Annotated in this window: 12 protein-coding genes; 2 read left to right on the top strand and 10 right to left on the bottom strand. The window is 35.9% G+C overall.

All coding sequences use genetic code 11. The annotated features are described in order from the left end of the window. Positions 1-136: 136 nt before the first annotated feature. The 9 genes from HF990_RS13960 to HF990_RS13920 form a co-directional block, all read right to left on the bottom strand. Positions 137-1,366, bottom strand: a complete 1,230-nt coding sequence (locus HF990_RS13960) for a murein hydrolase activator EnvC family protein (protein WP_016839255.1) — start codon at positions 1,364-1,366, stop codon at positions 137-139. 20 nt (positions 1,367-1,386) lie between these two features. Further along, positions 1,387-2,286, bottom strand: coding sequence for a permease-like cell division protein FtsX (gene ftsX, locus HF990_RS13955; RefSeq protein ID WP_026019136.1), 900 nt, complete (start codon positions 2,284-2,286; stop codon positions 1,387-1,389). Beyond that, the gene (gene ftsE / locus HF990_RS13950; protein WP_016839253.1) at positions 2,276-2,962 is read right to left on the bottom strand and encodes a cell division ATP-binding protein FtsE; all 687 of its coding nucleotides are present in this window, start codon (positions 2,960-2,962) and stop codon (positions 2,276-2,278) included. Before ftsE ends, ftsX begins: the two co-directional genes overlap by 11 nt. A gap of 632 nt (positions 2,963-3,594) precedes the next feature. Continuing rightward, positions 3,595-4,047 carry a GNAT family N-acetyltransferase gene (locus tag HF990_RS13945; protein WP_016839252.1) on the bottom strand — a complete coding sequence of 151 codons (453 nt, stop codon included), beginning with the start codon at positions 4,045-4,047 and terminating at the stop codon, positions 3,595-3,597. A gap of 219 nt (positions 4,048-4,266) precedes the next feature. Next, entirely contained in the window at positions 4,267-5,496 is a 1,230-nt protein-coding gene (locus HF990_RS13940) for a DUF4097 family beta strand repeat-containing protein (protein WP_016839251.1), read from the bottom strand. 433 nt (positions 5,497-5,929) lie between these two features. Further along, positions 5,930-6,481, bottom strand: a complete 552-nt coding sequence (locus tag HF990_RS13935; RefSeq protein WP_016839250.1) for an ECF transporter S component — start codon at positions 6,479-6,481, stop codon at positions 5,930-5,932. 275 nt (positions 6,482-6,756) lie between these two features. Then, positions 6,757-9,624 carry an excinuclease ABC subunit UvrA gene (uvrA, locus tag HF990_RS13930; RefSeq protein WP_016839249.1) on the bottom strand — a complete coding sequence of 956 codons (2,868 nt, stop codon included), beginning with the start codon at positions 9,622-9,624 and terminating at the stop codon, positions 6,757-6,759. Between the two features lie 135 nt (positions 9,625-9,759). Then, positions 9,760-11,742, bottom strand: coding sequence for an excinuclease ABC subunit UvrB (gene uvrB, locus HF990_RS13925; protein ID WP_168412836.1), 1,983 nt, complete (start codon positions 11,740-11,742; stop codon positions 9,760-9,762). A 267-nt stretch (positions 11,743-12,009) separates the two neighbouring features. Next, positions 12,010-12,246, bottom strand: coding sequence for an IDEAL domain-containing protein (locus tag HF990_RS13920; protein ID WP_016839247.1), 237 nt, complete (start codon positions 12,244-12,246; stop codon positions 12,010-12,012). Between the two features lie 356 nt (positions 12,247-12,602). Between HF990_RS13920 and HF990_RS13915 the strand changes: the two genes are divergently transcribed. Continuing rightward, a complete protein-coding gene (locus HF990_RS13915; protein WP_016839246.1) occupies positions 12,603-13,139 on the top strand; it encodes a competence protein ComK in 537 nt (178 codons plus the stop codon). Here the strand turns inward: HF990_RS13915 and HF990_RS13910 are convergent. Further along, a complete protein-coding gene (locus tag HF990_RS13910; RefSeq protein ID WP_016839245.1) occupies positions 13,129-13,506 on the bottom strand; it encodes a hypothetical protein in 378 nt (125 codons plus the stop codon). The genes HF990_RS13915 and HF990_RS13910 overlap by 11 nt on opposite strands. 524 nt (positions 13,507-14,030) lie before the next feature. Here HF990_RS13910 and HF990_RS13905 point away from each other — a divergent pair. Further along, the coding region (locus tag HF990_RS13905; protein ID WP_168412835.1) for a transposase at positions 14,031-14,397 on the top strand (367 nt) is incomplete at its 3' end.

Raw genomic sequence — 14,397 nt, 5'->3', positions numbered from 1 at the left:
AAGAAAATATGCACTACGAGGGGTGTAAAACCCTCATGAATTGGATGAAATTGTAAAAGGGTGAGCTGTTTCAAACAACTCACCCCTTATTTTTGAGGTTGAAAAATACTTATGTCCCAACCTCTTTATACTTTCATTATAGTGAAATATAGCGAAGTGGGTTTTGGACGCCGGCAGTTTGTCCTCTCCAAGTACCGATATGAACTTCAAAATGCAAGTGAGGACCTGTGGAACGACCAGTGGAGCCCATTTCAGCAATTTGTTGCCCTTGTTTCACGACATCCCCAACACTTACATTAAAGGATCTTAGATGAGCATATAGTGTTGTATAGATTTCACCGTTAATATTGTGAGTAATCATCACAACATTTCCGTAAGTACTCAGTGATGAAGCATATGTCACAACTCCGTCAGCAGATGCTACAATTGGCGTTCCTGCACTATTTGCTAAGTCAATTCCATAGTGGAACTCAGGACCATAACCAAGATTTCGCCAACCATAACCACTTGTTAAAACACCGTTAGTCGGTTTCATAAATCCGCTATCTGAAACTGGTAAATTACCTGCAGATTGAGCTTTACTTAATTGTTGTCTTTGGATTTCTGCTATTTGTTCTTGCAGTTCTTTACTGATTTCGAGATACTCGGAATATTGTTTTTCTAATAATTTTTTCTCGTTTAATAGTTTTTGTTGTTCTTGTTCGAGTTCATCAATCAATCTATTTTTTTCTTGTTTTTGAGAAGTTAAAGATGCTTTTAAATTTTCTAGTTTTGATTGTTGTTCTTCAAGTTTACGTTTCGTATTTTCAAGAACTAATTTTTGTTCTTCTAGTTTCTGTTGGTCATTTTTTTGATCACGAATAATTTGTCGATCCGCTTCAATTAATGTATTGACCGCTGAAAAACGATCAATAAAATCAACGAAGCTGTTTGAACCTAACAAAACATCTAAGAAAGTGACAGAACCATTTGCTTGAAGAGCACGTGCCCGTTCTTCCAACAATGCATTTCGCTCATCAATCTTTTTCTGAAGCTCTTCAATTTCTTCTTCTAAAGCTTCAATTTTTTCATTTGCTTGTCCAATCTCTTTTTCTACTTGTTTAATTTCTTCATTTGTTTTCGAAATTTGATTCACAAGCTGATCAATTTGAGCTAACAATTGTTCTTGTTTGGATTGATTTGATTTAATTTCATTGGATTTTTGATGAATTTGTGCATTCAATTGCTTTTTCTGTTGCTCTACTTGACTTTGTTTATTTTTTAAATCCGACAAATTCGCTGCATATGTAACTGGTATCTGTATGAATAATAGTACAGCTACTAGAGCAGCAAATAATTTGAAGTGGTGTTTTACATAGTTCCCCATCAAATGGTTCCTCCTTCAGCTTAATAGACTTTCAGGAATTTTCGTACAGACATGAAGCTACCCCAAACTCCTATAAAGATACCAAGCGCTAAAATTATTAAATTCACTTGATAGATTAGAGGAGTTACTTCTAATAGTTGTAACATTTTGCCATGAATTTTTGGGCTCAATTTGTGGTAAAGGTTATAGTAAACGACAGATACGACAATCATTGGAATTATTGATCCAAATAAACCAAGCCACAATCCTTCAAATAAAAATGGAGTTCGTACAAAAGAGCTTGTTGCACCTACAAGTTTCATAATTTCTATCTCATCACGACGAGCAATGATCGTAATGCGAATTGTATTGTAGATTAAGAAAATCGCCGTAAATAAAAGACCTAAAATTAATACGAGGCCAATATTGCGACCAGTATTTAGGAAATTAAATAAATTTTCAACTTTTTCTTCTCCGTAAATGACATCATATGTATGGTCAAACTTTTCGATTTTCTTCGCAAGACTCGCTGTTTGTTCCGGCTCTTTTGCCTTTACATATAATACGTTTCTTAATGGATTGCTTTGTTCATATAAGCTAAAATCTTCACCATAGTTTTCTATTAAAATCTGTAATTCATCTTCTTTTGAAGAGTATTTTACTTCTGCAACATCCGGTAAACTTTGCACTTGGCGAATCAACTTATCTTCTGCAATCTTCATTTCTTCAGGATCGTTAATAATATCAATCAAAACGCGAATTTCTACATCATTCTCAATATTGTCTGCAAAATTATTTAAGTTCATCATCACCAATGCAAAAATACCAACTAACAAAAGGGTTACAGTAACTGCACTGATGGAAGCGATCGACATCCAACCGTTACGGCTCAAACTTTTCAAACTTTCTCGAAAATGACGTTGGAGGGTTCTATATTTCATAACCATATTCACCTCCGAAAACGTCTCTTACAATCATACCACCTTCAATTGCAATCACTCGCTTGCGAATTTGATTGACAATTTCTCGGTTGTGAGTTGCCATGACAACGGTCGTTCCCATCGTATTAATTTCTTCGAAGATCCTCATAATCTCCCAAGAGTTTTCCGGGTCAAGGTTTCCTGTAGGCTCGTCCGCAATCACAACTTTTGGCATATTCACAATGGATCGAGCAATCGAAACTCGTTGCTGTTCTCCCCCGGATAATTCGCTTGGAAACATGCGAACTTTATGTTTTAGCCCTACCAGTTCCAACACTTCCATAACCCGTTTACGAATCACTTTTGGATGTTCTTCAATTACTTCCATTGCAAAGGCAACGTTTTCGTAAACAGTTAATTTTGGAAGCAATTTAAAGTCTTGGAACACAATACCAAGCTGCCTTCTAAAGTGAGGAACTTCCTTTCGTTTTAATTTTGATGTATTGACGCCATTTATGATGACTTCTCCAGAAGTAGGTACTTCTTCACGATACATAAGTTTAATGAATGTCGATTTCCCAGCCCCTGAGGGACCGACAACATAAACAAATTCACCTTGCTTTATATCTACAGAAATACCGTTTACAGCTACTACACCATTCGGGTATTTTTTGTAAACTTCTTTCATATGTATCATTAATTTTCACCTAAGTTCTATCTATAGTAAATTCACCAATTAATATTATATCACTTTATAGAACGCATAATTTTACATTTTCGTTTCATTCCTCAACAAAACTCACCAATTTCCTAATAAACTAGCAAAAAAAAGCAAGCACCAAAAAATTTAATTCAATAATCAATAAAAAAAATCCTTCTATTTTCAAAAAAATATTAATAATTTATCGAATAGATTTCATATGTTCGATCTTTTTCGAGAAATTTTTTTAGAAGAAATTGTTTCACTACTTTTAAAAAAAATATTTGCTTACTCTTAAAATTTTATAAATGAGCAATTCTTTTTTTTACATTCCATTTTGTGTTTTCCTCCCATATAAGCTATAGGTAGACTAAATAAAAAAGGGCTAAGAACCCTTGAAACTTTAGGATTCTTAGCTATTGTAGTTATTAAAATCACGAGAAATATTGTATATCAAGGTTTGAACCATGTTTACTTAGGTTTTTATATTAATAATGAAAATGAATATTTGATTTCAGGACAAGTTTGGGCTGACTTTTGGGTTAAAATACTGATGAGCATGTATATGGTAATAGGTGAGTTGAACACCTTCAGTATGAATTTATAATTTTAAAATGCGTTATCCCCACTTAATTAGAGATATAAATAAGCGAATAATAACCATCTTCATCCGGTATCGAATTTTCAAATGAATATCCGACCGATTCAAAACATTTTAAGCAAGCAATGTTATCTGTCTCAATGTTTGCAATCCATTTTTTAATAGATTGAGTTGATGGTAAAGACATTACTTTTTTTACTAAGGCTTTACCATATCCTTTGCCACGCAAAATCGGGTTAATTACAAGCGCTATATAACCAACATAATTTGATTCTTGCTCTACCATGACGATTCCAATAGGTTGTTTATTTTCATCTAGTGCCGTCCACACTTGGTAATCTTCTTTACTTGCGACATAATTATACCACTCGGATAGCGGTTGCATGCCTTCCAAACGACGTTGAACTTCTGCATCTTCAAACCATCCTTTAATCGTTACAATATCACTCTCTCTAAAAACTCTCAGCTCTGTTATACTCAATTTATTTCTACTCTCCTATCATTTATATTTTTGAGCTCGTAACCTATATATTTCAGCATATTGTCCCCCATTACTTATCAATTTCTCATGGGTACCAGTCTATTTTTTTCACTTCAAAATCGAAGGATTTCTTTTGTTTCCTATTTGAACTTACTTTTATTGGATCCATAAACATTCTGTTAGGGCTTATGATAAAAAAGGCCAGGAACCCTGAAAATATCAGGATTCCCCGCCTATCGTTGTATATCGAATGATGATGCTTCCTGTGCGGGATTCACCAGTCATTTTTAATACAGGAGCATTTTCGATAATCTTATCAAAATGCACTGTCTTCGTAAGGAATTGATCTTCTACTATACGTGTCATCACATCAGATAGACCAAGATCTACTTTCCCTACATTTGTTGCTGCAGATCCGTTAATGGAAACCGTTTTTGGAACATATAGCTCCACTGCCCCTGCAACGGTTTGTGCCTTCACTTTTCGAGCATTTTTATCATTTGTTGTCACAATAACTGCTCCGTTCACTGATTCCGCTTCTACTTCTCGAAGCTCTCCATCTACATAAATGCGGCCATTCACTGTTTGAACTTCTAAATCTTCACCTTTTACGCGAACAATTTCAATGGCACCATTTCCGGATTGCACATCGGCATTTTCAAATTGTCCATCCATATATTTTATTGAGCCATTATAAGTTCGTATTTTCACAAGTTTAGCATTTAACTCATTGATGGAAACGCCGCCATTCAGTAGTTTCATTAACACAATATCGTATTCTTTCTCAGGAATCATGATCCGTATATTTACTTGCGTTAATTTAGATGAGCATTTTAACTCTAGTTTCCCATCTTCAAATTTTACAAACTCCCGTTCAAATGCAGCAATTGTTTTCTCTTCATCATTTTCAACCATAAATGTTTTGACTTTCGCAACGACTTTCAATTCATTTGATTCAGATCTTAAAGCTTCCACTTTCCCATTTGGAATTTCAATTTGAATTCCTCTCACTTCATTACCATTAAAGGAATATTGCTTTTCAAAATCGATTTTTGTATTGTTCAATGGGAAATCTAAGTCAAAATCTTTCAGCTTTTTAAACGTTGTCCCTAATACGCCCATTAAACGACTTGAAAATTCGGTCAAATCTTCTTTGATTTCGTTCATGAACTCGTCCATCTTTTTATTAAATTCTTTATTGTTAAAGTTTTTCCCAAAAATATCTTCAAATCCAGTTGTTTTTTGGGAATGATCAGTAGTAGATTGCTGTTGAGATTGGTGACTTTGTTCTTCATTGGAAAGTGGTAATGAAACTGCGCTGGATTGAGATTGAGTTTGTGCTGATGATTCTTGTTTTTTATTTAACGCTTCAAGTAAAGTGATGGCTTCTTCCGCAGAGATGGCACCTTCTTCAACTAATTTAATAATCCGCTTACGTTCATTATCCATAATTACTGCCTCCCTCTATGTTCTATACCATTTATACGTTAGAATTCCCAAAAAAGTTTCTTTTTTCATCAAGTTTTGTTTGGAATGCATGACGATATGATGAACAATTTTGAGAGGCATTATTCTATGAAATTTGAAATTTTCTAGTGAAGTTTTGTCTGCGGGTTTTCCGCTTACTTCAATAGAAGGTGATATTATTATTGAATTCGAATCATGAAATTGCGCTCCTGAAAAACTACACTTGTAGATTCTGCTTTTGAGACCTTGTCAGTTATTGCTACTTCGTTGTTAAAAAATTGGCCACTTTCCCCAAAGATATTGGCCTACCAGAAAAAATGCTTCTTCTGCTTTTGCTATATTAGCACTATTCCCGTAAGTTATTAGCCACTTTTGCTTCTATTTCGGCCAATGGCACAACGATATTAGCCATTCATCATCTAGTAATTGAAGCAAAATATGGAATTTTCTTCAGTACCATGCAAACTGGAATTGCAATGATTATGCCAATTCCATTTTGTACAAGATCGCCTGGAATAGAAGCTAGCGGCATTATGAAACTTGAAAACATAATCGCTTCACCGATGTAATATACCCCCACCATCACTGGAATGGATACAATCGTTGCAATGATATTTTTAGCAATGCTATCTCCACGGCTTCCATTTGACCAAGCAATTTTTCCAACAATATACCCTTGTAAAGCTCTAGATATAATTGTAATTGGAGCCCAAACAAGCCATCCGCCAACGAGATCAAATAGCCCCATGCCGACAGCACCCGCAATTGCACCTTTTTTTGGACCAAATAAGATAGAAGCAATAAATAGCATTGCAGTTCCTAAATGTACTAGACCTCCATTCGATGCAATGGGCAACTTAATATTCAAAAATATCGTAGAAATGAAAACTAATGCAACCAACATTGCTTGAATGACTAAATCGGTCGTTTTTCCACGTTGTTTTGAAAGAGTATTTGTCTTCTGCATTTTTTCAACCCCTCTGATGTAATAAAATTTATCATTACATTAGCAGAAGATTGGCACCTATAAAAGTGTCAATTATTATAAAAACTACAAGGTCAGTTTGATTTGCAAGTATTTTTATGCAAGCGTCGTTTTCGGTTTTGATTATTTGATTCAAAGAAAAATGCACTTACTTAATAAGACGTTTGTCAACGTTACATTCACATTTACCAAACGAAAAAAATAGCAACTCAAACGTTATTATCGTTTGAGCTGCTTATTCATATCTCGCTTTTTGCTTACTGATCCGCAATTTGCGCCAATAATTGTTCCATTCTTTTACGATCTCTCTCTAAAATAGGCTTTAAATATTGACCTGTATAGGAATTTTCATGGGCTGCAACCTCCTCAGGTGTACCAGTTGCTACGACTGTGCCCCCTTTATCTCCGCCTTCTGGACCTAGATCGATAATATAGTCTACTGTTTTTATTACATCTAAATTATGCTCAATCACAAGAACCGTATCTCCATTATCAACAAGGCGCTGCAATACTGTTAAAAGCCTTGCAATATCATCTGCATGAAGACCTGTTGTTGGCTCATCTAAAATGTAGAAGGATTTACCTGTCGAACGACGATGCAATTCAGAAGCTAGCTTCACCCGTTGTGCTTCTCCTCCTGACATCGTTGTCGCAGGTTGTCCTAATTTCATATAACCTAGCCCAACATCTACAAGTGTTTGCAACTTTCGATGGATTTTTGGAATATTTTCGAAAAATACTGTTGCTTCTTCAATAGTCATATCTAAAACTTCTGCAATGTTTTTGCCTTTGTATCTTACTTCCAATGTTTCGCGATTATATCGTTTTCCATGGCACACTTCACATGGAACATACACATCTGGTAAAAAGTGCATTTCTATTTTAATAATTCCGTCACCGGAACAAGCTTCACAACGGCCTCCTTTAATGTTGAAGCTAAAACGGCCTTTTTTATAGCCCCGCACTTTCGCCTCATTAGTCGCTGCAAAGACATCACGAATATCATCAAATACCCCTGTATATGTTGCTGGATTGGAGCGAGGTGTACGGCCGATTGGCGACTGATCGATATCAATCACTTTGTCTAAATGCTCGAGTCCCGTAATTTCTTTATGTTTCCCTGGTTTTGTTCTTGCACGGTTTAAATCCTGTGCAAGTTTTTTATATAATATTTCATTGACTAATGTCGACTTTCCAGAGCCTGAGACTCCTGTTACCGCCACAAACATGCCTAATGGAATGTCTACCTTAATATTTTTTAAGTTGTTTTCAGCGGCGCCTTTAATTGTAATTTTTCGACCATCTGGCTTTCTTCGTTCACGAGGAAGAGGGATGAATTTTTTACCGCTCAAATATTGTCCAGTAATGGATTTTTCATTTTTCATCACTTCTTCAGGTGTTCCCGCTGCCACAATTTCTCCACCGCGAGAACCAGCACCAGGGCCGACATCAATTAAATAATCTGCAGCAAGCATTGTATCTTCATCGTGTTCTACAACAAGCAACGTATTACCAATATCGCGCATCGTTCTTAACGTATTAATTAATTTGTCATTATCCCGCTGATGCAAACCAATGGACGGTTCATCCAGCACATATAAGACGCCTGTTAACCGAGAACCGATTTGCGTCGCCAAACGAATGCGTTGCGCTTCACCGCCGGATAATGTTCCTGCTGTGCGGCTTAATGTTAAATATTCCAAGCCGACATTTAGTAAAAATTCTAGACGTTCTTTAATTTCTTTTAAAATTAAGCGGGCAATTTGCATATCTTTTTCTGAAAATTGGATGTTAAGAAAATAATTATAGAGTTCCGCTACAGATAAATTTGTCACTTCCGCAATATTTTTTCCGTCAATCCTTACAGCAAGGCTTTCTTTTTTTAGTCGTTGCCCTTTACATGATGAACATCGCTGCTCATTCATGAATTTCTCCATCGTTTCACGCACCCAATCCGATGAAGAATCTCGATAGCGACGTTCAATATTGTGAACGACTCCTTCAAAGACAATTTCTTTGTTGTGAACGCTGCCATATTCACTTTCATAATGGAAGTGGATTTTTTCATCTTTTGAACCGTATAAAATAATATCCATTTGTTCATCCGACAGTTGGGATACCGGCACATCCATTGGAATATTGAAATGTTTACATACCGCTTTCAACAATTGTGGATAATATTGGGAACTAGATGATTCCCAAGCAGCTATTGCATTTTCTTCTAATGTTTTATTCCAATCGGGAATCAATAAATCGATATCTACTTTTAATTTGGAGCCGAGCCCATCACACTCTGGACATGCCCCAAAAGGACTATTGAATGAAAACATGCGAGGCTCTAATTCCCCAATAGAAAAGCCACATATCGGACAAGCATGATGTTCGCTAAATAATAGTTCCTCATGTTCCATTACATCGACAATCACACGACCATCTGCAAGTTTTAAGGCTGTTTCGAGAGAATCGCTTAATCGTACTTCAATGCCTTCTTTTACAACAATTCGGTCAACGACAACTTCAATATTATGCTTTTTATTTTTATCTAGCTCGATATGATCGTCTAAATCGCGCAATTCTCCATCGATTCGAACACGGACAAATCCTTGCTTTTTCAAATCCTCAATGAGTTTGGCATGAGTCCCTTTTTTCCCGGAAATCACCGGAGCAAGTAGCTGCACCCTAGTTCGCTCCGGATATTCCATAATACGGTCAACCATTTGTTCAATCGTTTGCGATGTAATTTCAATATCATGAGTTGGACAAACAGGCTTCCCAATCCGAGCAAACAATAATCGCAAATAGTCATAGATTTCCGTAACCGTCCCTACAGTTGAACGAGGGTTACGGCTTGTTGTTTTTTGGTCAATGGAAATTGCCGGTGATAAACCTTCAATGGAATCAACATCTGGCTTGTCCATTTGCCCTAAAAATTGACGGGCATAGCTGGATAATGATTCTACATATCGTCGTTGCCCTTCTGCATAAATCGTATCAAAAGCAAGCGATGATTTACCGGAACCCGAAAGTCCTGTCAAGACAACAAGTTGATCCCGCGGTATCGTTACATCAATATTTTTTAAGTTATGTGAACGTGCCCCTCGCACGACAATTTGTTTATTTTCCACACTCGTCACCTTTCTAAATTCAAATGTATTTAGTGCAGCACCTTTTTCACTTAAAGTAGTGAGACTTTTAGCAGTACGGGAAATTCATCTTTCCACTGGCAATCCCAAACTTGTGAGGCTTTTGGCGGTGGTCTGTCACCTTTCTGCTTTTAATTCAAAAATCGTATCTCGCAATTCAGCTGCGCGCTCAAAATCCAATGCTTTCGCGGCCTCTTTCATTTCTTGTTCAAGGGATGCAATCAGTTTATCCAATTCGGATTTCGTTAATTTCTTACCTTTCGTTACTTTTGTAATATATTTTTCTTCTACTTCTGCTGTCTGTGTTGCACGAATAAGTTCAGGAATTTCTTTTCGAATCGTTTTTGGTGTTATACCGTGTTTTTTATTATAAGCTTCTTGAATGGAGCGACGACGTTTTGTTTCTTCAATCGCTTTTCTCATCGAATCTGTTATTGTATCCGCGTACATAATGACATGTCCGTTTGCGTTGCGTGCTGCTCGTCCTATCGTTTGGATTAAAGATGTTTCCGAACGCAAGAATCCTTCTTTATCGGCATCGAGTATGGCGATTAACGAAACTTCTGGAATATCCAGCCCTTCTCGCAATAAGTTAATGCCAACAAGCACATCAAAGGTACCTTTTCTCAGTTCACGAATGATTTCAATTCGCTCGAGAGTTTTAATTTCAGAGTGAAGATACTCGACTTTAATTCCCATCTCTTTTAAATAATCCGTTAAATCTTCTGCCATCTTTTTCGTTAATGTTGTGACAAGTACTCGCTCATTCTTCTTCGCGCGTTTTTGAATTTCATCCACTAAATCATCAATTTGTCCTTCAATTGGACGAACGTCAATTGTTGGATCGAGAAGCCCAGTTGGTCGAATAATTTGTTCCACCATTTCGGAACAATGCTCTTTCTCGTATGGGCCAGGAGTTGCGGATACATAAATGGCTTGATGAATATGATTTTCAAACTCTTCAAATTTCAACGGACGGTTATCTAATGCTGAAGGCAGACGAAAACCATAATCTACTAATACTTGTTTCCGTGCTTGGTCACCATTATACATTCCACGAATTTGTGGTAATGTAACGTGACTTTCATCGATTACGATTAAAAAATCATCAGGGAAGTAGTCAAGCAGCGTATACGGGGTTGCCCCTGGCTCACGCAATGTTAAGTGACGGGAATAGTTTTCAATTCCCGAACAGAAGCCCATCTCACGCATCATTTCCAAGTCATACTTTGTTCGTTGTTCTAAACGTTGTGCTTCTAACAGTTTTCCTTCCGCTCTAAATTTCTCAAGTTGTTCTTCTAGTTCTCTCTCGATGTTTTCAATGGCCTTTTTCATTTTTTCTTCCCGAGTTACGAAGTGGGAAGCAGGATAAATCGCTACGTGGTTTCGTTCTCCTATAATTTCTCCTGTTAATGCATCTACTTCTCGGATACGATCTACTTCATCACCGAAAAATTCGATGCGAATGCAATGCTCATCTCGGGAGGCTGGGAAAATTTCCACAACATCTCCACGTACTCGGAACGTTCCCCGTTGAAAATTCACATCATTTCTTTCATATTGAACATCTACTAGTCGACGGAGCAGCTGGTTACGCTCAATTTCCATTCCTTTACGAATTGATACGACTAACTCGCGATATTCATCTGGATTACCTAAGCCATAGATGCATGAAACCGATGCGACGATGATGACATCTCTTCTTTCGAACAATGCGCTCGTGGCAGAGTGTCGGAGTTTATCGATTTCGTCGTTGATGCTGGCATCCTTTTCGATGTATGTATCCGATTGAGGCACATACGCTTCCGGTTGATAATAGTCGTAGTAACTAACAAAATACTCTACAGCATTATTCGGAAAAAATTGTTTGAATTCGCTATATAATTGACCGGCTAGTGTTTTATTATGGGCAATGACCAACGTCGGTTTATTAACTTCTTTAATGACGTTCGAAATGGTAAAAGTTTTTCCAGTTCCTGTAGCCCCGAGCAACGTTTGATGCTTTTTCCCTTCTCTGATGCCTTGCACAAGCTTTTCAATCGCTTTTGGCTGATCGCCACTCGGCTTATAAGAAGAATGCAGTTCAAAAGTATCGGCCATAGTCAATCGTCCTTTCCCAATATATCGTATGATTATTTTAGCATATCCAATTGTAAATATCATTTATTTTACGAACGTATATTCTGAAATTGAGTACACCTAGATAACATTTTTTGGATGTAATGGTGAATCTCACAACGACTATTTTTCTCACAAATGCACAAGAATTTCAAAGAAAATTGTATTGGAAATGCAAAAAAGTCGCCTTTTGCACAGCTTGTATACTTGTGCAATAGACGACTTCTCATTTATGTTTATGGGAAATGCCTAATTCAATGAATCCTGTAATTCAATTAATTCTTGCGTATACTTATGAAATGCTTCTTCATTTCTTTCATCCAATGCTTGATCGATGAATTCCCTTAATTGCTCAATACGATGTAATCTTTGTAATCTGTTTAAAAACAGATCTACGTAAATCTCATTTAACAATTTTTCAGAATCGTTTACTACTGGATTTGAACCTGCTGCACTAAAATCTGCGTATGAATTATTTTTATCCATCGACATCACCCCGATTCCTTTTTTCTATTATAAAAAATCAGGGGTTAATTTTCAATATATTTAGAAAAATAAAACTCTCACAGTATAATATTAGGAAGTTCTACTTTATTTCCCATTTCATTTAGGTGTGAAAATTACTTATGTGTACAATTTTTTATCTATGCCCTTTTGAATATTGCCTCCATCCAACGTTAGAAAAGGGGTAAAAATTAAATTTTGGACGCCAAAAAACGCCCAAAAATAAATTTTGTCAGTTTTTTCTGTATATTCCAAATTTTTGTTGATTTTATTCCGTTTTCTCATTATTATGATAATAAGACTATGAAATTTCCAATTTTTTAGAAAGGGTGAATTTTATGGTAGATACAGAGGTAATTGATTGGTACTACATAACTCCTAACACGTATTTAATTGAACCTGTAGAGCATAAGGGAAAACATTGCTCGCTTGTCTATGACAAATTCGGCATTTTTTACGTTGACAAAAAACCTTTGAAGCTTGTGGGTGATACTTTAAAAAAATTAGGTACTACTTACAAAGCATCAACAGACTTTTCAAAAAGGTTTTTTGGTAAGGAGAAGCACAAACTTCCAATCGTTTTGTCTTATGATCAACCTTACGCCTTTTTCCCGCTCTTATCACCCTATTCTTCTAAAAATATTTGGATAGCTCAGCACGCGATTATCAACATACAAAAATGTGAAGATAGTACAATCATAACTTTAAAAAATGATTATGAAATTACTTTACCAATACACTATCCTTCTTTTTGCACTCAATACGTATGTGCAACAATGCTTCTGAAATTCGCTTTGAAACAAAGGGAAGCCATTCATAAGGAATTAGGCCTTCTACAGATTGCTAAAGAAAAAGAAAATGCAATTATTGAATAGCTGAATGTGCTTGTGATGCCTTATTTAAGTACAAATTTAGCAATTCTTCAACCCGATTTCTCAATCGAATATTCGAATATCGTCTAACCTCTAAAATTTGTTTGTAATGAAAATGATATTCAGTAAATAATTCATCTCTTTCACCTTGGACAACTTTTAAATAATGGCTTTTTAAATATGCTTTTACATCTTGTAAATCTCTTTGTGCCAATTTTTTTGCTTCTTCAATTAAGTGGACATAAGGGCGCTTTAGCTTAAATTGTCCATGCTCTATTAACTCGTAATCTTTTTCTAAAACGATGAGCAGCATCGGTAAATAGATTGCTGATTCCAAATACGGGACAGCTTCAATGGGAATATGCGCCACAAAAACTCCTCCCTACTAAATTTAATGATATCATCAAGAAGGGAACGTGTGTTCTTTTAATATTATAATACATCTTCGTAAGAAAAATGCAATGACTTATAAAAAAATTTGTCTCAGCTATTGACAAAATCGGTGAAATTAGTTAGAAAATATAGTAAATAAAGAAATTGTATCCAGTTCATTCAAGCTTATAAATTATTTAAAGGCTTGAATCAGGATATGATTTCTAATGAGTGCACTTCATTATATAAAGGAGTAATTACAAAACCCTTTTCATTTCCGATTGGCAACGATGCAACCAATCGGATTTTTTTTATCTATAACAATCCTTGAGGAATAAAAACATCGTCAAAGTTTCTCTCACCAAAAGACTTATACCCGAAAAAAATACACAATTGAGTTAATTTCATAATTCTCACCCCTTGATTTTCAAGGGATTCAAGACAATAAAAAATGGGTACCTCCCCAAATTTCGTTATAATGATAGGTAACTAAACAAACCATACGAAAGAGGTGAGTACCCTATGACTATTGTAAAACAAATTTCTCTTTTTGACATCCATCAATTGTTAGAAATGGAAAGTTCCCATCGTTATGATGCCATTTTTAGTGTGATCGACATTCAGCCTATATTTCAATTGTTTTCTAAAAAGACATTGAAAGGTGCACCACGTGAATTGAATTATGGTGCAATGATTCAATCGCTGATTATACGTATTGTCGAACGTATTCCAACTATCAAGGATTTAGTCAAACGTTTGGTTCATGATCCTTTATTTCGTTTCGACTGTGGATTCCTTGTGTCTGATGTCGTACCATCTGAAAGCTCTTATTCACGCATGATTCAAGTCATTAGTGAATCAGATGTGCTAGATAAAATGAACGATACAC

It is taken from the genome of Ureibacillus thermosphaericus, assembly GCF_012396605.1.
Classification (GTDB): domain Bacteria; phylum Bacillota; class Bacilli; order Bacillales_A; family Planococcaceae; genus Ureibacillus; species Ureibacillus thermosphaericus.
This window is presented reverse-complemented; position numbering and strand designations above follow the sequence as displayed.

Coding starts and splice junctions, on each gene's coding strand:
- HF990_RS13940 (WP_016839251.1), bottom strand. CDS start 5,496: ATGGATAATGAACGTAAGCGGATTATTAAATTAGTTGAAGAAGGTGCC.
- HF990_RS13920 (WP_016839247.1), bottom strand. CDS start 12,246: ATGGATAAAAATAATTCATACGCAGATTTTAGTGCAGCAGGTTCAAAT.
- HF990_RS13960 (WP_016839255.1), bottom strand. CDS start 1,366: ATGGGGAACTATGTAAAACACCACTTCAAATTATTTGCTGCTCTAGTA.
- ftsX (WP_026019136.1), bottom strand. CDS start 2,286: ATGAAATATAGAACCCTCCAACGTCATTTTCGAGAAAGTTTGAAAAGT.
- HF990_RS13915 (WP_016839246.1), top strand. CDS start 12,603: ATGGTAGATACAGAGGTAATTGATTGGTACTACATAACTCCTAACACG.
- HF990_RS13935 (WP_016839250.1), bottom strand. CDS start 6,481: ATGCAGAAGACAAATACTCTTTCAAAACAACGTGGAAAAACGACCGAT.
- uvrB (WP_168412836.1), bottom strand. CDS start 11,742: ATGGCCGATACTTTTGAACTGCATTCTTCTTATAAGCCGAGTGGCGAT.
- ftsE (WP_016839253.1), bottom strand. CDS start 2,962: ATGATACATATGAAAGAAGTTTACAAAAAATACCCGAATGGTGTAGTA.